The 21,969-nt window shown below is 56.9% G+C and carries 24 protein-coding genes; 13 read left to right on the top strand and 11 right to left on the bottom strand.

Features of this window, described 5'->3' with window-relative positions; genetic code table 11:
- Positions 1-15 precede the first annotated feature (15 nt).
- The 3 genes from IEY52_RS14970 to IEY52_RS14980 all read right to left on the bottom strand — a co-directional run bounded on the left by IEY52_RS14970 (position 16) and on the right by IEY52_RS14980 (position 1,469).
- Complete coding sequence (locus IEY52_RS14970; protein ID WP_189003691.1) at positions 16-267, bottom strand: hypothetical protein; 252 nt, start codon at positions 265-267, stop codon at positions 16-18.
- Positions 267-788 (bottom strand): GNAT family N-acetyltransferase, encoded by a 522-nt coding sequence (locus tag IEY52_RS14975; protein WP_189003693.1) that lies wholly within the window; start codon positions 786-788, stop codon positions 267-269. Before IEY52_RS14975 ends, IEY52_RS14970 begins: the two co-directional genes overlap by 1 nt.
- A 222-nt stretch (positions 789-1,010) precedes the next feature.
- On the bottom strand, positions 1,011-1,469 hold the full coding sequence (locus IEY52_RS14980) for a DUF4258 domain-containing protein (protein ID WP_189003695.1): 459 nt from the start codon (positions 1,467-1,469) through the stop codon (positions 1,011-1,013).
- Positions 1,470-2,072: 603 nt separating this feature from the next.
- On the opposite strand from IEY52_RS14980, the gene IEY52_RS14985 reads away from it, so the two are divergent.
- Entirely contained in the window at positions 2,073-2,939 is an 867-nt protein-coding gene (locus tag IEY52_RS14985) for a GNAT family N-acetyltransferase (protein ID WP_189003697.1), read from the top strand.
- Between the two features lie 164 nt (positions 2,940-3,103).
- Here IEY52_RS14985 and lepB read toward each other — a convergent pair whose 3' ends face one another.
- Genes lepB through IEY52_RS15000 form a run of 3 tightly spaced genes read right to left on the bottom strand, consistent with a single transcriptional unit; the run spans position 3,104 to position 4,814 of the window.
- Entirely contained in the window at positions 3,104-3,808 is a 705-nt protein-coding gene (gene lepB, locus IEY52_RS14990; protein WP_189003699.1) for a signal peptidase I, read from the bottom strand.
- A complete protein-coding gene (locus IEY52_RS14995; protein WP_189003701.1) occupies positions 3,805-4,491 on the bottom strand; it encodes a permease prefix domain 1-containing protein in 687 nt (228 codons plus the stop codon). The genes lepB and IEY52_RS14995 overlap by 4 nt, the downstream gene beginning before the upstream one ends.
- Positions 4,488-4,814 carry a PadR family transcriptional regulator gene (locus tag IEY52_RS15000; RefSeq protein ID WP_189003703.1) on the bottom strand — a complete coding sequence of 109 codons (327 nt, stop codon included), beginning with the start codon at positions 4,812-4,814 and terminating at the stop codon, positions 4,488-4,490. The genes IEY52_RS14995 and IEY52_RS15000 overlap by 4 nt, the downstream gene beginning before the upstream one ends.
- Before the next feature lie 115 nt (positions 4,815-4,929).
- Here IEY52_RS15000 and mqnP point away from each other — a divergent pair, with 115 nt between their 5' ends.
- Entirely contained in the window at positions 4,930-5,793 is an 864-nt protein-coding gene (gene mqnP, locus IEY52_RS15005) for a menaquinone biosynthesis prenyltransferase MqnP (RefSeq protein ID WP_229684817.1), read from the top strand.
- Positions 5,794-5,802: 9 nt separating this feature from the next.
- On the opposite strand, the gene IEY52_RS15010 is transcribed toward mqnP, so the two are convergent.
- Complete coding sequence (locus IEY52_RS15010) at positions 5,803-8,166, bottom strand: UvrD-helicase domain-containing protein (protein ID WP_189003705.1); 2,364 nt, start codon at positions 8,164-8,166, stop codon at positions 5,803-5,805.
- Positions 8,167-8,499: 333 nt separating this feature from the next.
- Here IEY52_RS15010 and IEY52_RS15015 point away from each other — a divergent pair, with 333 nt between their 5' ends.
- From IEY52_RS15015 to ttcA, 7 genes are all read left to right on the top strand, one after another.
- A complete protein-coding gene (locus tag IEY52_RS15015; RefSeq protein WP_229684818.1) occupies positions 8,500-8,985 on the top strand; it encodes a hypothetical protein in 486 nt (161 codons plus the stop codon).
- A gap of 2 nt (positions 8,986-8,987) precedes the next feature.
- Positions 8,988-9,521: an adenylate/guanylate cyclase domain-containing protein gene (locus IEY52_RS15020; RefSeq protein ID WP_189003707.1), complete on the top strand. Its 534-nt coding sequence runs from the start codon at positions 8,988-8,990 to the stop codon at positions 9,519-9,521.
- Between the two features lie 126 nt (positions 9,522-9,647).
- Positions 9,648-10,325, top strand: coding sequence for a response regulator transcription factor (locus tag IEY52_RS15025; protein ID WP_034344709.1), 678 nt, complete (start codon positions 9,648-9,650; stop codon positions 10,323-10,325).
- A 320-nt stretch (positions 10,326-10,645) separates the two neighbouring features.
- On the top strand, positions 10,646-12,121 hold the full coding sequence (locus IEY52_RS15030; protein ID WP_189003709.1) for a sensor histidine kinase: 1,476 nt from the start codon (positions 10,646-10,648) through the stop codon (positions 12,119-12,121).
- A 48-nt stretch (positions 12,122-12,169) separates the two neighbouring features.
- Positions 12,170-12,835, top strand: a complete 666-nt coding sequence (locus tag IEY52_RS15035) for a response regulator transcription factor (RefSeq protein ID WP_189003711.1) — start codon at positions 12,170-12,172, stop codon at positions 12,833-12,835.
- A gap of 10 nt (positions 12,836-12,845) precedes the next feature.
- On the top strand, positions 12,846-14,093 hold the full coding sequence (locus tag IEY52_RS15040; protein ID WP_189003713.1) for a sensor histidine kinase: 1,248 nt from the start codon (positions 12,846-12,848) through the stop codon (positions 14,091-14,093).
- Positions 14,094-14,220: 127 nt separating this feature from the next.
- Entirely contained in the window at positions 14,221-15,186 is a 966-nt protein-coding gene (gene ttcA / locus IEY52_RS15045; protein WP_229684819.1) for a tRNA 2-thiocytidine(32) synthetase TtcA, read from the top strand.
- A gap of 177 nt (positions 15,187-15,363) precedes the next feature.
- On the opposite strand, the gene IEY52_RS15050 is transcribed toward ttcA, so the two are convergent.
- The 3 genes from IEY52_RS15050 to tatA form a co-directional block, all read right to left on the bottom strand.
- Complete coding sequence (locus IEY52_RS15050) at positions 15,364-16,233, bottom strand: ferritin-like domain-containing protein (protein WP_189003715.1); 870 nt, start codon at positions 16,231-16,233, stop codon at positions 15,364-15,366.
- Positions 16,234-16,409: 176 nt separating this feature from the next.
- Complete coding sequence (tatC, locus tag IEY52_RS15055; RefSeq protein WP_189003717.1) at positions 16,410-17,177, bottom strand: twin-arginine translocase subunit TatC; 768 nt, start codon at positions 17,175-17,177, stop codon at positions 16,410-16,412.
- 2 nt (positions 17,178-17,179) lie between these two features.
- On the bottom strand, positions 17,180-17,413 hold the full coding sequence (gene tatA, locus IEY52_RS15060) for a twin-arginine translocase TatA/TatE family subunit (RefSeq protein ID WP_189003719.1): 234 nt from the start codon (positions 17,411-17,413) through the stop codon (positions 17,180-17,182).
- A gap of 215 nt (positions 17,414-17,628) precedes the next feature.
- Here tatA and IEY52_RS15065 point away from each other — a divergent pair, with 215 nt between their 5' ends.
- Entirely contained in the window at positions 17,629-18,183 is a 555-nt protein-coding gene (locus IEY52_RS15065; protein ID WP_189003722.1) for an RNA polymerase sigma factor, read from the top strand.
- Positions 18,180-18,860: an anti-sigma factor gene (locus tag IEY52_RS15070; RefSeq protein WP_189003724.1), complete on the top strand. Its 681-nt coding sequence runs from the start codon at positions 18,180-18,182 to the stop codon at positions 18,858-18,860. The genes IEY52_RS15065 and IEY52_RS15070 overlap by 4 nt, the downstream gene beginning before the upstream one ends.
- Before the next feature lie 49 nt (positions 18,861-18,909).
- Here IEY52_RS15070 and IEY52_RS15075 read toward each other — a convergent pair whose 3' ends face one another.
- Complete coding sequence (locus IEY52_RS15075) at positions 18,910-20,094, bottom strand: GGDEF domain-containing protein (protein WP_189003726.1); 1,185 nt, start codon at positions 20,092-20,094, stop codon at positions 18,910-18,912.
- 155 nt (positions 20,095-20,249) lie between these two features.
- Between IEY52_RS15075 and IEY52_RS15080 the strand changes: the two genes are divergently transcribed.
- Positions 20,250-20,972, top strand: coding sequence for an FAD-dependent oxidoreductase (locus IEY52_RS15080; protein ID WP_189003728.1), 723 nt, complete (start codon positions 20,250-20,252; stop codon positions 20,970-20,972).
- A complete protein-coding gene (gene trmB, locus IEY52_RS15085) occupies positions 20,969-21,913 on the top strand; it encodes a tRNA (guanosine(46)-N7)-methyltransferase TrmB (protein ID WP_189003731.1) in 945 nt (314 codons plus the stop codon). The genes IEY52_RS15080 and trmB overlap by 4 nt, the downstream gene beginning before the upstream one ends.
- The last annotated feature ends 56 nt before the right edge of the window (positions 21,914-21,969 follow it).

A 21,969-nucleotide genomic window follows, 5' to 3' on the forward strand; every position in this document is an offset into this window, starting at 1 on the left:
GATGCTGAACATCATTCATCCTTTCAGACGGTTTGACATCTCCTGCTGCCTTGCCAGATGGTCCATGTAGGGGGTGCTGGCAAACATCCTGCCGCAAAACGGACAATGGCGGATGCTCAGGGCATCATCTTCAATGCCAGAGGGGTGGGGAATGGCGTACAAAATCACCTCTGCATCAGAACGGGCGAAAATCACTTCCAGAATGGCCCCTTCTTGCACGGCTTGTGGCAATTCATCGCATTCGCAAGGGTGTGCAGGGGTGTCCATCAGGCCTCCAGAATGAAAGAAAGTTCATCCCACACGTAACCCAGCACGGGCAGGTCATGCCCGAACCATCTCATGCTGTTTTCTGCTTTGCACACCCCGCCCATGCGTTCATAGAACCCGATGGTGGGATTGTCCTTCAGGACCCACAAACCCAGACTTGTGGCCCCAGCACCGTGCAGTTTTTTCACCGATTCCTGCATCAGTCTTTTTCCAAAGCCCTGTCCATGGTGGGCTTTGAGTGCATAAATACAGGCAAGTTCTGCATCTGTATGCAAATCCGCTTCAGGTTTGTGCACGGTCTGGGAGAAAGCCAAGATGCTTTCTTTCACCTCCAGCACCAGCACATCCCTCCATTCATCCTGGGTTTTACGCTCCCACTGGGTCAGCCTGCGCTCATAAGTGAGCTGCGAAAGCACCTCGTCGGGGATGCGCCCTGCATAGGTTTCCTGCCAGCTCTGGGTGTGCACTTTTGCGATTGCTGAAACATCATGAACTGTGGCATTGCGAACGATATATTCCATGTCACACATTATAAAAGAAAGCAGAAGGCCTGGCTTGAATCTGGCTTTTTGTTTGCCTTCTTCTTGACCCTGACAGCATGCCTCTCTTGACCCTACTACGCGGTCCAAAGCGGTTTGGACCGCTGGGTCGCTCGGGGACGGCCCCGTCGGCATTGGGTCGCTGCCTTCTGCCTTCTGCTGTTCTTTGGCCCTCAGCTCTGGGCATTTTGCCTTCTGCTCAATTCAGGAACTCCGCTTCCACTTGCCTTTCTGGGCTCCAGGCTTCACCTGCTTGGTTTTCACCTGGCCAGAATCAAAACGCAACATCAGGGCCACCCGTGACCTGCTGAGGATCTGGTGGGGGTTGTTGGGGACATAAGCCGTGACCACATCAATCCACTGGTCTTTCTGGTGGAAGTCCACCACCACGTGCAGTGGGAGTTTCAGGTTGACCGAGTGAAAGTACCCCATCACCAGCCAGCGCCGGTCCTGCGGGTACACCGCCCGGATGCGGCCTGAATGCAGCACCTGCACGATGTCTGGCTCCATGAAGCCCTGAGAACGTGCGTGCTGGACGGCGTGCTCACAGATGTCGTAGCGGCCTTCCCACATCACGTCCCGCAAAGTCTGGTGGGCACGTTGGAGGACGAAATCCCGGGTGTCGATCTCAAGTGCGTCTGCGCGTGTGATCCAATCTTGCATCACGGCACCCCCCTTTGCGCTGCTCAGCGGGGCGTCACCCTGCCGATGGCAGCCTTGACCCGCACCAGACCAGCTTGCGGCCTGCTTTCCAGGGTTTTTAAGCGAAAACGCTCCCCACAAACGTTGGTTTGTTGGGGAGCGCTTCGTCGTAACCCTAGAGGGTCATGTTCAAAGTATAGCGAATCTGCAATCCGGAAAAGTAAGAGAATCAACTTCTTTTCTTGAGGATTCAAGCAATGTTGACAGGCCCACAATTGCCGCAAAAGCCAGCCTGAAGTGACCCCATCGCTCTGGCGCTGCACTGGAAGGGAAAAACCTGCATGCTTCACTGCGCTGGATGAGAGAAGTTTCTGCCCGGTGCATTTATATACCGGGTTTTTGTGTCACAACTTCTTTAAATTTTAGGCGTACAATGGGTCTACCTTACTTTTCGAGATTCTGCAAAATCAGGCGTTGGCAACGGTGTAGCGTTTTTTCTGGCCCAGCGAGGGACCGGACAACCCCCTCCCTCCTGAGCCCCTTTTCCCCACTCACCTCATGGAAATCCAGTGTTTTCGCCTCTTGTTCCGTCTGGGCGCGGAATGATGCCCTGGGAGCGTGGTCATGCTGATTCGACAGGTCAAACCCACCGACACCACCGACATTCTTGCCTTGCTGGACTGGATGGATGCCAGTCCCCACCGTGAAGTGTTCACCCCGGAAGCCCGCACCCCGGAAGACCTCAGCTGGGAAGTGACTTCCGACCAGGGTCTGGTGCTGGAAGATGAAGCGGGTTCTGTGCGTGCTTTTGCTGCCCTGAACCTCTACAAGGACGGTTTTCTGCTGGAAGGCCCCCTGGGAGATTCTTCCGATTACACCCGCAGCATTTTGCGTGCCGTCCTGAAAAAAGCCCACAAACCGGTGTACGCCTTCTGCTCTGCCATGAACAGAGAGGTGAGGGTGGCCCTGGAAGACCTGGGCTTTGGCACCCTGCACTGCACAGACTTTTATAGCATGGCCAGACCCAACAAACAACGTTTGCCTTTCCTGCCAGATGGGGTCAAATTCATGCCTGCTTTCAGGATTGGGTTTCAGGATTACCTGGAACTGTACCGCAGCAGCGAAGACGTGTGGGCCGAGCGCCTGAACTGGACCGAAGAAAAATACCGCCAGCATTTCGCCCAGGAAAATGTGGAGATGATGGTGCTGTGCAAGGACGGTCATCCGGTGGGTTTTGCAGAACTGGAATTCGATGAAGACGAGGCCACCCTGGCCTACTGGGCCGTGCATCCTGCTTTCAGAGGGCAGGGGTATGGCAAGTTGCTGTTGCAGTACAGCATCCATGATGCGTTTCTGAAACCCCAGATCATGTGTCTGAAAGCCCGTGCCCACGACCATGAAGCGGGTGCCCGCCACCTGTATGATGCGCTGGCCTTCCGAAAAGACCGCAGCATGATGGCTTACCTCAGAGAACACCACGAGCAGGCCTGAACCCTCTCCATTTGCTGCGTTTATCCGTGAAATGGGAGGATTCAGAAAAATCCTCCCATTTCAAGAAACACCCCCAGAGACAAAACCTCTTATGCTTCTGTGAAATGCTCTAAACCCACCAGAGGTGCAACCAACTGCCCTTCTGGTGGGTTTGTCAGCTGATTTCAGGGTTTTCTGAGGTTCAGTTCGGTGGAGCCGCTGTACTGGGGATTCAGGCAGGCCTGGCTCACCTGTTTCTTGCGCCAGAGGGGAAACAGCATGAAACTGACCCGTCCAGCCACCCTGTCCAGTGAAACCGGACCAAAGAAACGGGAGTCTTCACTGCCCCCAGGAGAACGGTTGTCTCCCATCACAAAATATTCTCCAGCAGGAACCGTGAAGGCCTTGCTGATCCGGTTTTTCTCCTGATCGGCCTGAATGTAATTGGCAGCAATGGATTCGGGCTGGTTCTCCCAGCAACCCTGCTGTTTCCAGAAGTCCTCCTGAACATGGAAATCTGCTCTTTTTCCATTGACATACACCTGTCCACGGTCAATCCGCACGGTGTCTCCTCCAATGGCCACCACCCGTTTGACGTAATAGGGGATGTAATGCCAGAAGGTCACGGTGCTGCTGGGAAAGGCATGCCAGGAGCTCTGGTGGTCTGCAGGCGGCTTGAACACCAGGATGTCTCCGCGCTGAAACTGCCCGATGCCCATGCGGTGCAGAAACGTTTCGTATTTTGGAATCAGCATGCGTTCTCCGTTGCGCAGGGTGGGCTGCATGCTGTTGCCACTGACCGCCGGAAAGGAGACCACAAAAGTGGTCAAAGCAATCACGATCACAAATTCTTTGATCCAGTCCCAGAGTTTGATCAGGGTTTTCATCATTTCAAGCGCACCTGCATTTCATCTTGATTTCTGTGCATCACAAGCTGTCCGGGTTTCAGGGACAGTCTTTCGGTTCCGGTCCAGCAGTCGCTGGTTTCAAAGTGTCCAGAAGGCCAGTTCAGGCTCAGCACCACCTGCTGCCCAGAGTCACAGGGGTCCAGGGGTCGGGTGTCCACCTCAAAACGCACTTTGCCCTGGGCCTTGATCCTCTGCTCCAGATCTGGTTTTCCTGCCAAAACAAACTGAAGTTCGATCTCGTTTTGGGCTTCTCCAATGGTCCCTGCAAAATGCAAAGGCTGCATCTGCCTTGTTGCCTGACCATTTTGCTGGGAGGTCTGGGCTTGCGCCCTGTTCCAGACCATGCCTCCCAGCAACGTGAGGGTGATTCCCAGGGTGGTCCAGCCTGCTGGAAGGGTCCAGTGGGCAAAATTCAGCTGGCGGGAGAGTCCATGCTGCCCTCCCAATTGCTCCAGGGCAATGCTCTGTGCCTCCTCAAAACTGTACCCCTGCTGCTGGTGTTGTTCGATGCGTTCCAGCAGGTGGCTTTTCAGTTCTGCCATGGTCAGCAGGCGTTCCTGGTGGGGCAAACCCCGGGTGGCCTGCAAAAGGTATTTTTGCAATTGCTTTGAAGGCTTTGAAGGTTTTAAAGGCTTTGAAGGTTTTAAAGGCTTTGAAGTGTTCATGTTCCTCCCAGCAAACCGTCCATGGCCTGCCTGAGCTTCGACCATTCAATTTTTTTCTGCTTCAGGGCTTCCCTGCCCAGCACACTCAGGCTGTAGTAGCGTCTGGGGGCTCCGCCTTTCTGGGATTCTCCCCAGCTGCTGTCCAGCCAGCCCTGTTTGACCATGCGGTGCAGCGCCGGGTACAGGCTTCCCTCTTTGAATTCGTAATCTGCGCCCGTGCGGTCCTGAATGCGCTGCAGGATCTCCAGACCATAAGCAGGCTGGGCTTCCAGCACACTGAGCAGCACCAGGTCCAGTGCCATCAGCTTGGTGTTTGAATCCATGTGACTATCTTGCATCACAAGTATCTTGGGAAGCAAGGGACTTTGATGAGAAATGGCCTGAACAAGAAAGGCGTTTGACCCTGTGCTCCTGTCTTTTTTCCCGTATGCTTTTATCGTGCAAGCGAGACTGAAAACCTACCTGGACTTCGTCCGGTTCGAACACACCATCTTTGCCCTTCCCTTCGCATATGCAGGCATGTTTTTTGCAGCCCAGTCCCAGGGCAGGTGGCCCACCTGGCTGGAATTCCTGTGGATCACCCTGGCGATGGCCGGAGCCAGAACCGCAGCCATGGCGGCCAACCGCCTGATCGATGCGGGCATCGATGCCGCCAATCCCAGAACGGCAAAACGGGAAATTCCCAGCGGCAAAATCAAACCCCTGCAGGCCACCGTGCTGACCCTGATCTCGCTGGGGGTTTTGTGGTTTGCTGCTGCACAACTGAATCCGCTGGCCTTAAAACTGCTGCCCATTGCAGTGGTCTTTCTGATCCTCTATCCCTACACCAAGCGCTTCACCTGGCTGTGCCATGTCTGGCTGGGCATCACCGATGGAGCCGCAGCAGCAGGGGGCTGGATTGCCATCACAGGCATGTGGCACCCTGGAGCCATCGCCCTGTGGCTGGTGGTGGTTTTCTGGATGGTCGGTCTGGACGTGATTTACGCCACCCAGGACCATGACTTTGACACCCAAAACCGGGTGCAGAGCATTCCAGCCCGTTTTGGCATTCCTGCAGCCCTGAAAATCTCTGCCTGGTCGCACTTCCTGACCTTTGCCCTGCTGGTTTACTCGGGGTATGTGATTGGCACCAGCTGGGCGTTTTATCTGGCAGCCGTGGTGATGGGCGGGATTCTGCTGTACGAGCACCGCATCATCAACCCAAAAGACCTCACCAAAGTGAACATCGCTTTTTTTGATGCCAACAGCTGGCTGGCGCTCACCATGCTGGTGGGAACTGTGCTGGATGTGATTTTGCGGTGAGCTTGCAGATCACCCGATCCGGCACACCTGCTTGAAGGTGCAATCAAAACAGTGAAACCCTGCGCTGGGAGTGACATCTCCAGCAGCAAGGCTGTCTTTCAGGTCATGCAGTTGCTTCCAGGCGTCTCTGGCCTGGTTGTCAAAGACACTGCGGCGTCTGGGTTTGGCATACAGATCCCAGGTGTACAGTTCGGTGTCCCAGCCAGCCTGCTGAAAAGCTGCGTAGACCCACAGGTGCTCGGGGTTGTTTTTGAGCAGGGTGCGGATGTCCGGTTCCTGGGTGACCACATAGATGTTGGCTTTGCGGGTGTCATTGAAGGGCTGGTAGGCATGGGGCCGGAAACGAAATTCCCCCAGCTTGAAATCCCTGAAGACCCGCAAATTGGGCAAATCCGGCCTGGGAGGCAGGTTGTCTTTCAGGTGCCTTGCCACCTGCTGCTTGAAGTGGTCGGAGTACACCCCATCCAGCACAGGTTCAGGCTGGGCCTCCCAGGCAGATTGCCTGAGCAGGCGTTCCATGCGGGTGCGGTCCTGCCTGCTGAACAGCCCTCCAAAGGGTTTTTCGGTGTGGCTGCTGAGGTAACCACGCAGCTTGCAGGGCAGGTAACGGGTCAGCATCCAGGCGCGGTTTTCCTGCACCGGAGGCACCTTGCTCCACCAGTCCGGGCTGCCCAGTTTGATGTCCCGGGTGGACAGGGCGTATTCCAGCGGGCTCATGGGCATCACCTGCGGGGTGGTGGCCTGCCCCATCTGGGCCAGCAGGCGGTGGGGACGCTGCACCCCATCGCGGTCTGCACTGGCATAACTGAGCGTCACCTGCAGTGCACGGGTGAAAACCTCATAAAAGAGGCTTTCTGCAATGCCCCTCATGCTGCGGGGCAAACCCAGGTTCAGGCGTTCCTCTTCGGTGAAGAAGAAATCCTCTTTTTCTTCCAGCAGGTACTGGTGTTCGGTGGCATTCATCAGCCAGAGTTTCTGAAAACGCCTGCCGGTGATTTGCTCCGGGGTGAGCACCCGCACCCCTTCCTGCCGTTCCCGGGTCATGGCCACACTGGGCAACAATGCCATCAGCCAGTCTTCCAGCACCGTGTGTTTCTGTTTCTCTGCCGGAATCAGTTCAAACACCTCACGGGCCATGATGCGGATGGGGTCCCGGCTGGACTCCGGGTGTTTGATGCGGTCCAGCAAAGTTTCAATCCAGTTCAGCCAGCCCTGGGAACTGCCATCGGTGGGAGCCGTTTCCAGCATCAACAGGCTCAAAGACTCCCGGTTCACATCCTCCAGCAGATGGGCATGGATGCCGTTCAGACCACGCCCCTCCAGCTCTTCTGCCACCCTGTTCAATCCCTCATAGAACATGGAGAGGTCAAAGAGGTCACGGGTGGGGTAATTGCGCCTGCGGGTGGAAAGCAGGGTCATCAGTTTGCGGCCATGGAAACTGTCCACAGGCGTGCCTGGCTGCTCGTCCAGCAGGGGAATGCGGGCTTCCTCTGCCAGTTTGAGCAAATTCGCTGTGGCGCTGTCTCTGGGCACCACCACAGCCATCTCGCTGGCCGGAATGCCTTCCAACAATGCGGCTTTCACCTGTGCCACCACCTGACGGGCTTCCCGGGTGACGTTGGGGTACACCTGCACTGTGAAGGCAGGCAGCGCCTTGTAAGACAGTTCGGTCACACTGGCCTTCAGAAAATCTGCGTAACCTTCCAGGTCTTTTTTTCCCAGACGGGTCTGGTAAGGATAGGGCGCATTGGCAGGCAGGGTCAGGATCAGGCTCCTGGAGGTCAGGGCCAGCGCACGGATCAGGCGCAACTCCAGAGGATTCAGTTCGCTGTACCCATCAATCAGCAGGTGTTGAGGACGGGCAGACCACTGCAGGCCATTTTCCAGCAGTTCACTGGCCAGCAGGCGCACATCGTCCAGGTCCAGCAGGTGACGTTCCTGCAGTTCCTGCTGGTAGCGGGCAGCAAGGCCCAGCAGGTGTTTCCCCTGCGCTCCCACTTTGCGGGGATCCAGTTTTCCCGCCACATTCTGTTTCTTGAGGTCCCCAATGGCATGGGCATACAGGGCAGCCTCACCAGGGGTGGGGTAATCTTTGCGGTCCGACATCAGCAGACGGCCCAGCAACGCCACCCGTCCTGGAATGCTGAGAAAGTTCTTCTCGTTGCCCCCTCTTTCCAGCACCTCGTAAGCCACGCTCTGCAGGTCGGTGACCCGCACATTCAGGGTGGGCTCTTCGGAGAGGCGTTTGACCAGATCCTGCCTCTGGTGCGGCAAACAGAACAGCGTCACTCCGTCTTTTGCGTGCTTCCAGGCGTGTTTGAGCACAGCCGTGGTCTTGCCACTGCCTGCTGCGCCCACCACAATCCGCCTCATCCCTTCACTCTATTAAACCACCGGGCAGGGTGGGTGAAGAGGGGGAAATCTGGCCGGTGGAGTGACAGGGGATTCTGTTTCTGGCGTAAAATGGGTGGCCGTTGGAACTCTGGTGCTGGAGGCCGAGAGCCGAGAGCCGAGAGCCGAGAGCCGAGAGCCGAGAGCCGAGAGCCGAGAGCCGAGAGCCGAGAATAATGTGCTGCATCCAAAGCACTGTGTCAAGTTCTGGAGTCTCAAGACCAGCAACCACAAAGCAACTGTGGTGGTGTCTGGAACAACCCCAGGATTTTGCTTTGCGAAAATGGTCTCAAATGCCAAAAAAGACTTTGCGTGATGGCCCTCGGCCCTGTGCCCTCGGCCCTCGGCACAAAAGCGTGTACACTGTTTGAAGTGGTACTGGAGAACTCCATCGAAGAATTTATCGAACGCTTCCGCACGGATGCAACCCAGGGCAGCCTGTATCCGCAACCGGAAGGCAGTGTTCTGCTGGAATTTGTTGCAGGCGGACAGGTGATGTACCTGTTTGACCGCACCGGCCCTTACATTGCCCGTCCTGGACCGGCACGGGTGATTGTGCATCCGCTGCTGAAAAGCCTGGAACCCACAGACCAGCACGAGGAAGTGCTCACCTCTTCACAGATTTCAGCGCTGGAAGGGGTGGGGCAGGTGACCCGCACCGAGAAAGGGTTCATCATTGTGCAGGCCCGCATTCCCCTGGTGTGCGGCTTGCTGGACCAGGATGTGGTGAACGTCAAACCTGGAGACTGGGTGCGTTTTGAAACCCTGGCTCCCACACATGGTTTTTACCTGTTGAAATGAGCATGGGAACCCCGACCAAACAATTTGTCACGGTGGTTTTCATGGATCTGGTGGGTTCCACCGCCCTGGCCCAGCGCATGACGCTGGAGCAATACGGCGAACTCATGAGTGAAGTCCTGCAGGTGGGTTACCTGCGGGTGGCCTTGTTTGGCGGGCGGGTGCTGCAACACCAGGGGGATGCTCTGGTGTGCCTTTTTGATGGCAACAAGGTGGAAAGCGCCCTCAGGCTGGCCCAGGAGTGTCACAAACGCATCCATGAGATTGGTGCCGCCCAGCGCATTGGGGCGCACCTGCAGTTGCGCATTGGGGTGGCCACCGGAGAGGTGCTGTCCCTGAATGCCGGGGTGACCCTGGCGGTGTATGGCCTTCCGGTGAACATGAGCCGCAGGCTGTGCTCCCGGGCCAACCCGGACATGACCCTGGTGTGTGAGAGAACCTATCAGGCGTCTCCTCCAGAAGCGGTGTTCTCTGAATTTGATGGTGAAGCCCTGAAGGATTTTGCCAACGAGAACGTCTACGAGTTTCACTGGGTCTAGCCCTTGCTGCATTCAAGCTAAATCTGCCTTTACTTTTGCTTCATCACCCCCTGAAAATTCTCATAAATGAAAGAAATTTTAGAATCAGGACTTCTGTTCTCATGAGGAGCACCCTATACTGGGCTCATGGAACGCAAACCCCTGGTGCTCGTGATCGAAGACGAAAAAGACATCGCACGCTTCATTGAACTTGAACTTGCCGCCGAAGGTTACGCCACCGAAGTTGCTTTCGACGGAGTGACCGGACTCTCCAAATTCCGTGAAGTCAACCCCGATCTGGTGATTCTGGATTTGATGCTTCCTGTGCTGGACGGACTGGAAGTCGCCAGACGCATCCGAAAAACCAGCAACACCCCCATCCTGATCCTCACCGCCAAAGACAGCATCCAGGACAAAGTGGAAGGCCTGGACGCTGGTGCAGACGACTACCTGATCAAACCCTTCTCCATTGAAGAACTGCTGGCCCGCGTGCGTGCTCACCTGCGCCGCGTCAACCCTGCTGTCACCGGAGAGGTGCGCGTGGCAGACCTGGTGATGAACCTCGATGGCCGCGAAATCTTCCGGGGGGGCCGCCGTGTGGAGCTCTCCGCCAAGGAATTTGAATTGCTGGAACTGCTGGCCCGCAACCCCGGCAAGGTGTTCTCCCGTTTTGAAATCGAGGAGAAAGTCTGGCCCGAATACACCGGGGGCAGCAACGTGGTGGACGTGTACATCGGCTACCTGCGCCGCAAACTGGAAGAAGGCGGAGAACGCCGCCTGATCCACACCGTGCGTGGCGTGGGGTACGTGCTGCGGGAAGAATGATAAACAACAAAAAAGCGCCCAGAAGGGCGCTTTTTTGTTGTGCCGAGGGCCGAGAGCCGAGAGCGGGTCTGGGATCACCTGGAGTCAAAGGGAAGATAGGGATTTTAGGCTCCCATTGGCTTCTCAACACATCAATAGAAGAGCCCTGCAGGAGGGTACAGACTTGCTCGATTTTGCTGGTTTTGCCTGGACTGACATTTCAAAAGAAAGCCTTTTGCCCTGGGCCCTCGGCTCTCGGCCCTCGGCACTTTCCACGGCCTTCCCTTTCTCAGCATTCCAGTGTCCAACCTTTCACAAAAAACCCTAAACTGTGGATCAGAATGACTTTACGCTGGCGATTGACCCTGCTCTACACCACCGTGATGGGCCTGATTCTCAGTTTCATCATGCTCACCGTGTTCAGTGTGATGACCCGCATCATCGACACCAACATCCGCACCGACCTGATCCGCAGCATGGACCAGGGCATCAAGGTCAACAACATTCAGGGCGTGCCTTACAGCTGGACGCTCAATTTTGGCAACGCCTGGGTGTTGCTTTCAGACCTTTATGGGCAGGTGGATGTGTATTTCTTTCCAGAAGCGGAATTGCCCAACCTCACCCAGCAAAACCTGGAGCCCAGCCACCTGGAAATGAGCCCCAACCTGGCCCGCACCCTCGCTTCAGGAAAAAACCTGCAGCTCTCCACCAGTGAGTATGCCCAGATCATTCGCAATGGCAAGGACGAACCTTACTTCACGGAAATGGACATCCGCACCGACAACCAGATCAAACACCTGCAGGTGATTGCCCGTCTGATGCCTGTGCAACTCCCCAACATCGGGGTGTACAGCGGGGTGGTCCTGCTGGCCCGTGATGTCACCGAGATTGAAGATGTCTTCACCGCACTGAAAACCGTGCTGTTCTTTGTGACCCTGCTGGCCATTGTGGGGATGGGAATCACCATTTACGGGGTCTCTGCCCGTGCCCTCAAACCCCTGCGTTATGTGCAGGCCGCTGCAGAAACCATCACCGAGAAGAACCTCAGTTCCCGCGTCCCTGTTCCCAACACCCACGACGAGGTGGAGTCTCTGGCCACCACCATCAACGATGTGCTGGCCCGACTGGAAAATTCTTTTGAAATGCAGCGTCACTTCACCAGCGATGCCAGCCATGAATTGCGCACCCCGGTCACGGCCATCGGAGGACACGCCGGGTACCTGCTCAGGCGCACCAATCCCACTCCGCAGCAAGCCGAAAGCCTCACCATCATCAAGAACGAATCGGAAAGGCTCTCCCACCTGATCCAGAGCCTGCTGGAACTGGCCCGTGCAGACGCTGGATCTGTGGCCATGAACCTGCAACCCATGCTGGCCCTGGCCTTCATGGAGGACCTGCGGCGTGAACTGAAACCCATTCTGGGACAGGCTGAACTGGAGGTCGGTGGTCAGGAGTTCGCCTTCATGGCGGATCCGGCCCGCATGAAGCAGGTGATGATCAACCTGGTGAGCAACGCCCTGAAAGCTGGCTCCAGCAAGGTCACCCTGGAGGCCCACCTGGAAGGCAAACAGGTGCATTTCGTGATCAGGGACAACGGTCCGGGGATTGCCCAGGAGCACCTCTCGAAGCTCTTTGACCGGTTCTACAGGGTGCAGGAATCCCGAAGCCGCGATGAAGGCGGCAGCGGTCTGGGCCTTTCCATCGTGAAGACCATCATCGATGCCCACCAGGGCCGGGTGTGGTTCGAATCTAAAGTCGGGGAAGGCACCCGGGTGCATGTGCTCTTGCCCTACAAAGAAGTGGTGGTGGAGGAGTGAAGGTGCGCAGCTTCATGTGCCTTTCAGGCAATCTGGGATACTGAAACCATGCGAGTGCTGTTGCTGGAAGACGACGAACGGATCCGTTCCCCACTGGCACGTTACCTGCGTGAAGAGGGCTACGCCGTGGACGAAGCCGCAGATGCCACCACCGCCCAGACCCTGGTGGGGCTGTACCCCTTCGATGTGATGATTGCCGACATCCGCCTCCCGGAAGGACCCGATGCCGGTTTCGAGCTGGTGAAACGCATCCGGGCAGATGATTTCAGTTTTCCCATCCTGTTCCTGAGCGCCAGAGACAGCCTGCAGGACAAACTGCACGGCTTGCAACTGGGTGGAGACGACTACCTGGTCAAACCCTTCCACCTGCAGGAGGTGACTGCCCGCATCCGGGCCATCCTGCGGCGCGGCAAAACCCTCACCCCCCAGGAAACCCTCCATGAGGACCTGAAGTTCGACTGGGCCAACCGCAGGTTCTTCAAAGGCACCCAGGAGGTGCACCTGACCGGCAAAGAAATGGGTTTGCTGGAACTGCTCAGCAGCAACCCCGGACGCCTTTACACCCGTGAAGAAATTGTGGACCGGGTGTGGGATTCCTCTTTTGATGCCGAAACCAACGTGATCGACGTGTACGTCAGGAACCTGCGGCGTAAACTGGGAGATGGTGTGATCGAAACGGTGCGCGGCGTGGGCTACCGCTTCCCCACCCCCTGAGGAGGTCCCCTTGAACCTGCAAACCCGCCTCTCGGTGTGGGTGGGTGGGGTGCTGTTTCTGGCCCTCACCACCCTCAGCGTGCTGTCCGGGGTGGTGCTCTACCAGGTGCGCCTCTCGGACATGAACCAGGAACTGAGAGACCAGTCCCGACTGGTGATGAACTCTGCCCGCCTGTACCAGGGCAAAAACCTGCCCAATGTGGTCTTGCAAACCCTGGCTTCCGGTTCAGAGTTTGTGGATGCACGCATCGAGCAGCAAGGCAAAGTGATCTGGGAGAGCGATTTTCGCAACATGCCAGAGACAGTGCAGGAAGGGTTCAGCAACCTCTCGGGCTGGCACGTGTACCGCATCAGCAGCTCAGAATTTGAGGTGGAGGTGGGCCGCCCCCTCACTTCCCTGCAAGAAACCCTGCGCTCTTACGCAGTGGTGAGCATCCCGCTTACCCTGTTGATGTCACTGCTGGGTGCGCTGGGTTCAGGCTGGGTGCTGGGACGCAACCTCCAACCCCTCAGCAACCTGACCGCACGGGTGCAAACCCTGGACCGCCCCGAACCCATCCCGGAAATCCACCGCCCGGATGAGGTGGGCATGCTGGCCCGTGCCCTGGCCGAAAGCCTGGAGACCTTGCAGCGCACCCGCAAAGCCGAGCTGGAATTCCTGCGGGTGGCCAGCCACGAACTCCGCACCCCCCTCACCGCACTGAAAGCCGAGCTGGAATACACCCTCTCCAAACCCCGTGACCTGCAGGTCTACGAAACGGCCCTGCGCACCCTGCACCGCAACACCGAGCACCTGGAGCGGCTGGCCATCAATCTGCTGACCCTCACCCGCCTGCAGGGCAGCCCTCTGGACTTGCAACCCGTGGATCTGTGGGAGATCACCGGAGCCGTGATCGACCGCATGGTGCCTCTGGCCCTCAAAAAGAACCTCTCACTGGATTTTGATGGCCTCCCCACCACCGTGAAGGGAGATCCCATCACGCTCAGCCGTTTGATTGAGAACCTGATTTTCAACGCCATCCGCTACACCCGCGATGGAGAAATCCGGGTGATGCTGGGAGAACACATGCTGACCGTGCAGGACCAGGGCCAGGGCTTTCCCCAGGAACTGCTGGAAGACCATGAAGCCCAGAAACCCGATCTGGAAGGATTCGGGATTGGCATGAAGGTGGTGCGCAGCATCTGTGCCCTGCACCACGCCCACCTGCAGCTGGAAAACACCATCAGGGGGGCCAGAGTGACCGTCACTTTCCCCTGAAACACCAGAGAATCCCGTACAATGGGGGCTGGTCGCTGCTTTTTCCAGAGAAAAACAGCCTCAAGTTCAACACAACCCGGGCTCCACACAAAAAACGAGGATCATCCCCTCTGTTGAGGTCAATCACATGCAGCACGAAAACATGCAGGACAACCCCCTTCAGGACAGCCTTCACACCACAGACACCACAGACACCACAGAGGGCACAGAGGGCACAGAAAAAAGTTACTCCGGAAACTTCTTCCGGCTGAAACGGCAACTGGAACGCCAGGTGGCCCAGGCCATCACCGACTACGGCATGATCGACGATGGAGACACCGTGCTGGTGTGCCTCTCGGGAGGCAAGGACTCCTACACCATGCTGGACACCCTCATGGAGTTGCAGAAGCGGGCACCCATCGACTTCAAACTGATCGCCATGAACCTCGATCAGAAACAGCCCGGCTTTCCCAGCCACATTCTTCCTGAGTACCTGAAGAACCTGGGCGTGGAGTACCGCATCCTGGAGCAGGACACCTACAGCGTGGTGAAAGAGAAAATCCCCGAAGGCAAAACCATGTGCAGTTTGTGTTCCAGACTGCGCCGGGGGGCCATCTACACCTTCGCCAGAGAGATCGGGGCCAACAAGATCGCGCTGGGGCACCACCGGGACGACATCCTGGAAACCTTCTTCATGAACATGTTCTTTGGAAGCCGCCTGAAAGCCATGCCCCCCAAACTGGTCTCTGATGACGGCCAGAATGTGGTGATCCGCCCGCTGGCCTACTGCACCGAGAAGGACATCGAGCGTTACGCCCGTGCCCGCGAATTCCCCATCATTCCCTGCAACCTGTGCGGCTCTCAGGAGAATTTGCAGCGCAGAATCGTCGGGGAAATGCTGGAAAGCTGGGAGCGCCAGAGTCCGGGCCGCCTCAACAACATCTTCCGTGCCCTCAGCCATGTCAGTGCCAGCCATTTGCTGGACCCTGGCCTCTTTGACTTTCGGGGGCTCACCCGAGACACCGTGGTCCCCGAGGGAGACATTGCTTTTGACCAGCAGGATTTCAAGCCAGAGCGGTTTGAGGATGCGCTGGAAGAGTTGCCTTTGATCTGAAGCAGAAGGCCGAGAGCCGAGAGCCGAGAGCCGAGAGCAAGGTAGCTCTTACAAGAATAGGTTGTCAAAAACAAAACAGCAAAACAAAAGAGGAACCCCATTCGGGTTCCTCTTTTCAGTAAGCCTTTGCATAAGCCGTGCTGTGCAGCTCTCGGCCCTCGGCCCTGAGCCCTCGGCTTACTTGATGTTGCCGTTGAGACCGTTGGGGAAGAATCCCCCTTTGGTGGCCCCTGCAGCCAGATACACGATGTTGAGGACTTCACGGGTGGTGCGGTGGTAAGCGATGGCGTTGGCATCTGCAGCCACAATGTTGGCTTTGCCGCCTTTGGTGATGCCTTCATCTTTGCCGCCACCCACAGAACCACGCAGGGCAGAAATGGCTGCCACCACGTCTTCCACGGTCAGGCCAGGAACCACCACGGTGTCTTTCTGGTCGTACAGGTAAGAGCGGATTTCTCCAGCGTGGTAGGCTTCCACGGCCAGAATGCCTGCAGCTGCCTGCAGTACGTCTGGGCTGGTGATCAGGGTTGCCGCTCCGCTGTAGGCGGTCACACCCACATCTTCAAAGATGAAGGCACCGTGGGCAAAAAACAGGTCGTTGGTGTAAGGGCTGAACCCTTTGATTTTTCCACCGCTGGCAGCATCGGCAGCAGCAGCAAAAGCAGGACCAATGTCAAGCTGGGGTCGGGCCACCGGGGTGCCGCCCAGTTTGGTGATGGTGGCACGCAGGGCCTTCACGTGGGCTTCTTCATCGCGGGCGATTTCCTCGGCGCGCTGTTGCAGGGCGGCACTGAGGGTGGCTTTTTTGCCTCCAGTGGCGGCAGGTCCACCTCCCGCATCGGCATTGCTGAGGCCTGCCCCGAAAGCGGCCCACAGGTAGAACTCTGCTTCCAGGTATTCCAGGTTGAGGGCAAAGTTCAGCACATCAATGTCTAGGTTGGGTTTGCTGGGGGCTGCAGTGACAGCGCAAGAGCCAAGCATGGCCCCTGCGCCCAGCATGCCAAGGGTGCCCAGAAACTGTCTGCGGTTGGGTTTGTTGTTGCTCATGACAATGGCCTCCGTGTGGGCGCGGTGTGTGCCCCGCCCGGTGAAATGGGTCTTTGAATTTTTGAGGGATCTTGTTTGCCTCAGGTACTGATTTGCAGATGGTTGCGGTTTGGATGCAGCAAGAAAAAGGGATGCAGTGTGTTCTTTGTGTCCTGGATCACCAAGTCTGATCTGGATCAGGAACGGGCTTCTTTTAAAGCCCGGCCTTCTGCCATGCGGGAGAACAGAATGCCCAGTTCAAACAGCAGGTACAGCGGAATCGCCATCAGGGCCAGATTGAAAGGATCTGCGGTGGGCGTGATGATGGCAGACAGGATGGTCAGCGCCACCACGGCGTATTTGCGGATGCCTGAGAGCATCTGGCTGCCCACCAGTCCCACCTTGGTGAGCAGGAAAATGGTGAGGGGAAGCTCGAAGACCAGTCCGAAGGTGGCCAGGTAGGTCACGATCTGGCTGATGTACTCTCCGATGGAAAGCAGGTTGGTGACGCCTCCCAGAAAGCCCAGCAGAAAAGGCAGGGCAGCGGGCAGGATGATGCGGTAGCAGAAGTACACGCCCAGCGCAAAAGACAGCCCGAGGCCCAGCACAAAAGGAGCACCCCATTTGCGTTCATCGGTGGTCAGACCAGGGGCCACAAAAGCCCAGATCTGGTAAACCATGAAAGGCAAAGCCACCACCAGACCACCAAACGCAGAGAGCTGCAAGGTGGTGATCAGGGGTTCTGTGACCGAAAGGGTCACAATTTCCACCTGATGACCTGTGTTCAGGTAGCCCTGCAAAGGACCTTTGAGAAACACCATCAACTGATCGCGGTAGGTGTAGGCCAGTGCAGAACCGATGCCCCAGAAAGCAATGGCGTAAATCAGGCGCAGGCGCAGTTCTTCCAGGTGGTCCATCAGGGGGGCTTCTTTGAAAGCAACAGACTGTCCTGGAACGCTCTGCATGTTCAGCTGGCTTTCTCTTGAGGATTCACCACGGCAGGCATCACAGCAGGCACCACAGGGGTGGGTTCAGGGTCTTTGAACGAATCCGAAAGGTCATCTTGCAGGCTTTTGGTGCCTTTCTTGAATTCACGGATGCCCTGCCCGAGGCTTTTGCCCAGTTCAGGAAGTTTTTTGGGTCCAAAGACCAGCAGTGCGATCACCAGGATCAGGATGATTTCGGGAAATCCAAGGTTCATAAAGTCCTCCTTTGTGAAACCTTCCCTGGTGAAAGTCCAGGTGGGGTCCTGAACACTGATCTGCGAAACCCGGCTGTTTGGATGCAGAGCAGCTGAGGTTGCGTTCTCAACTGTGTTCTCTGGAGCACAATTGCCAGAGCACTGCACCAGGAATCCAGACCGCTTGGTGGGGTATGCATCCAAAACCCCCTTCTTTTGCAGATAGACTTTTAAGCGTGAGTGACCTGACCGGCAACGAGCACCACCTGCAGCTTCTGATGCGCATCCAGCGTCAAGATCAGGAAGCTTTGCGCGAGCTTTTCAATGATCTGGGGTCCACCATCAAAGCCATCGCGTTTCGGATGCTGGGCAGCCTGGAGGATGCCGAGGAAGTCATGCAAGACACGTTTGTGGTTCTTTACAACAAGGCAAGCACCTACAGTCCAGACCGGGCTTCGGTGAAGACCTACCTGTGTGGCATCGCCCACAAAATGTGTCTGGAACGCCTGCGCACCCGTGGGTCCCGCCCTTTGAAGGTGGAAGAGTGGGACATCCACGACCCGGACACCGAAACCCTTGCTGCCGAAACCCGGCAACAGGATGATAAAATCGTGGTCGAAAAGGCCCTGAACACCCTGGACCCCTCTGAAAAGCGCCTGCTGGAACTGGCCTTCTATGATGGATACTCGCATTCGGAGCTGGTGGAGCACACCGGGATGGCCCTGGGCACCCTGAAAAGCAAACTCAGGCGAACCCTGATGAAACTGAAAGCCAGGCTGGAGGGCGCATGAAATACACCCGAGAACAACTTGCAGATTATGTGCTCGGGCAACTGGAGCCGCAGGAGATGCAAGAGATTGCAGATCACCTGCAGACCTCTGCAGAAGCGAGGCGTGAAGTGGAGGACCTTCAGGAAGCCCTGTTCCGCATGGCAGAAGAACTCCCTCCCATCCCGGTGAATCCCGACAGCTGGCAAAAAATCCAGAGCAAGCTGGAACCGCAAATCCAGCAGCCTGAGGCAAGTTCTGCACCTGTTTCTGCTCCTGCAGCGCGTTCCCTGCAGCTTCCCTCTTTCCTGTCCTGGGCTGCTGTGGTGGCGGTGCTGCTGGTGGGCGGATGGTTTGGAGTGGGCGTGTATCAGGAGAACCAGCAAACCCGCCTGATTGAAAGCTGGCTGCAGAACAACCCCAAAGTTGAAGCCCTGAAGCTGCAGGACCAGACCCAGGTGGCTTCGGTGGCTTTTCATCCAGACGGTCAGGCCCTCGTGATCATGAATCAGAAAGCAGAACAGCAAAAAAGCTATCAGGTGTGGGGCATCAAGGGCGGTCAGCCGGTTTCTCTGGGCGTGGTGGCTTCCCGAACCTTCCAGGTGGACACTTCTGGTTATGAGGCCATTGCAGTCAGCCTGGAACCTGAAGGTGGCAGTGCAACCCCCACGCAGGTGCTGGGTGCTGTCCCAATCAGTTAAAATCCAAAAAACATGCTGAAGCCCTGGAGTTCAGGGCTTCTTTTCTGGTTCAGGCCACCACCACCCGGTCCCGACCTGCTTTCTTGGCCTGATACAGGGCCTGGTCTGCCCGGTTCACGGTTTCCAGAGGGTCTTCTGGGGTCCGGTACTTTGCCACGCCCATCGAGATGGTGATGTGCTGGGTGTGCTCGGTGTCCCGGATGGGGGTGCCAGCCACAGCTTTGCGGATGGTTTCTGCAAACTGCTGGGCTTCCAGCAAGGTGGTGTTGGGCAGCAAACAAATGAATTCCTCGCCGCCGTAACGGGCCAGAATGTCTTCGGGGCGCAGTTGCATCTGGATGCGGGCCACCAGCACCTTCAGAACGTGGTCTCCGAACAGGTGGCCTTTCTGGTCGTTGATGCGTTTGAAGTGGTCCAGGTCCATCATGATCAGGCACACCTCACTGTGGCTGTAGGGGGAGGCATACGCTTTCAGGTGCTCCAGAAAAGCCCGCCTGTTGAAGCATCCGGTCAGGGCGTCATTGAAAGCCATTTTGTTGCTGCGTCCCAGTGCGGCCTGCAGGTGGCCATTGACGGTGATGAGCTGTTCATTGCTTTCGCTGAGTTGTTCTTTGAAGCGGTGCACCTCTTCCAGCAGGATCCCCTGTTGCAGGTACAGTTCGATGGCTTTTCTGGAGATGGTGTGGGCCTGCTGGTGATAGCGGATCAGCACTCCGCAATAAATCAGTCCTCCCAGAGCCAGAAAACCATGGGTTTCATGCTGCTGCGCAGTCAGGGCCAGCCGAAAAATCAAAGGGAACAGGGTGAAAACCACCATCAACGGATAAATCACCGGGACTGCAGCATAGGTGACCACACTTCCTGAAATCACCGCCACAATGTAAATCAGCATCAGGTAAAAACGTTCGGTGTGTTCAGGCTGAAAATACAGCATGGTAAAACAGGCCCAGCCCACGGCGCGGGTGGTGCTGAACACCAGTTCGCGGGTCAGCCAGTGTTCGGCAGCATGAAAATGCCGGATCTGGGGATAGCCGTAAACCGATCTGGCGTGCCAGAAAGCATGCACCAGCATGACCAGCGTCCAGCACAGGGTGAGCATGGGGGTCTGCCGGTAAAGCGAGGCCGCAAAGACCAGCACAGCAATGAAAGTCATCAGGACCGACTGGCGAACCTGCTCGTACAGTCGGTCCACACTTTCATCCAGAATGCGCTGTGACAGTGTTCTATGAACCATTCCCCACCATCCGTCCAGCCCCATTGGCAAAGATGTGTGCAAAGTGAAGAGGGTAAGACCAGTATATTTTGTGAAGCCTTTCAGGTTTCTGTGCCACAACTGCATGGGTGACGCAGATCACAGAGATTGCTCAACTCCCGTATGATGGAGAACCGATGTCGACCCATACCCCCCGTTCCTTCCCGCACACCGGTCATGTTTATGATGTGGCCGTGGTTGGTGCGGGCCTTGCTGGCAGCGAGCTGGCCCACCACCTGGCCCAAAAGGGGCTGGATGTGCTGCTGGTCACCCAGAGCCTGGACAGCGTGGGCAACCTGTTTCACCCCACCGTGGACACCACATTCCCTGCAAGTTCCCTGATGCAGCTCTCTCTGGAAAAATCCTTGCCAGACCGCAGCCTGTGGGTGTTTCACCGCAATGTGAAGCAAACGCTGGAACTGGCTCCAGGCATTCACCTGCTGCAGTCCTGTGTGACCGCTCTGCACAAAGCCGAAGTGTTCCATCTGAGCACCTGGGAAGGCCCGGAGCGTCTGGCCCGCAAAGTGGTGCTGGCGGTGGGCAGCTTTCTGGATGCGCAGCTCACCATCGGCAACATCACCGAGGAGTCCGGCAGGCTCTCGGAAATTGCCTACAGCTTTCTGCACCAGGATTTGCTGGGACAGGGCTTTGAATTCAGCACCGCAACCCAGCAGGCCCCGGAAACCGGAGAAGCCGTGCCTTACTCTGTCCGTTTCCAGGCCCTGAAACAAACGGAACTGGAAGGCTTCCAGCTGAAACGCATTCCAGATCTGTATGCTCTGGGCCGCTGCACCGAAGGCGAGCACACCTACCAGAGCGTGGTGCAGGACGCTTTGCGTCTGGCAGAGGTGCTGTCATGATCTTCAGACCCTCGGATTTTCTGTTTCCAGACCACAAAGCCCGGCTCTATCCTGAGACCCCCGACCTTCCCTGGCACCTGGAGGTGGGTTTCGGAGATGGCCGTTTCTGGGTGCAGCAGGCCCAGGCCGAACCGGCCAATTACCTGGGGGTGGAAATCTCCGGGGTCAGTTTGCTCAAGGCAGAAAAGAAGCTGCAGGATGCAGGCCTGAAGAATGCCATCCTGACCCGCCTGCACGCCGATCCCCTGATTCAGGGGGTGGTTCCCGAGCACGGTCTGGACCGCATTTATGTGAATTTCCCGGACCCCTGGCCCAAACACGAGCACAACCGCCTGCTGCAGGTGCCGTTTTTTGAGATGGTGTCTTCCCGTCTGAAACCAGATGGGGAAATCTGGTTCACCACCGATCACGAAGAGTATTTTCAGTTCGCGCTGGAGCAGGCCAGACAGTCAGGTCTTTTTGAACTGATCGAATGCGCACCCCCTGCTGCCGCTTTGCAGACCAAATACGCCCTGAAATGGCAGGACCTGGGATTTGACGTGTACCACGTGCGTTTCCGGGTCAAAGCCTTCAAGACCATTGCACCATATCAGGTGTTCACGGAGGATGACATGCCCCACAGCATTCTGGTCGCAGGGGACTCCCTGAACCTTTCAGATTTCCAGAAAACCGTCTACCGCTACCAGAACCGCACCATCATCCTGCTGGAGGTCTTTCAGAACCTGCGCCACCAGGGGCATGTGTTTCTGGCCCACATTGAGGAGGAGCACCTCACCCAGGAGATCCTGGTGCAGGTGACCCCCCGCGAGGACGGCACCACCCTGGTGAAAACCGCCAAATTCGGCAACCCGCTGATCACCGAAGGGGTGAAACTGGCAGTCAGGAGCGTCACGGAGTACCTGAAAGACCGGGGGTATCAGGTCACCCACACGGCGTACTGAATGTCTATAAGCGTCCTTGCCACTGATTCCCCTCCCTCGATTACGTTAGAATCATA

The organism is Deinococcus roseus, assembly GCF_014646895.1.
Lineage (GTDB): Bacteria > Deinococcota > Deinococci > Deinococcales > Deinococcaceae > Deinococcus_C > Deinococcus_C roseus.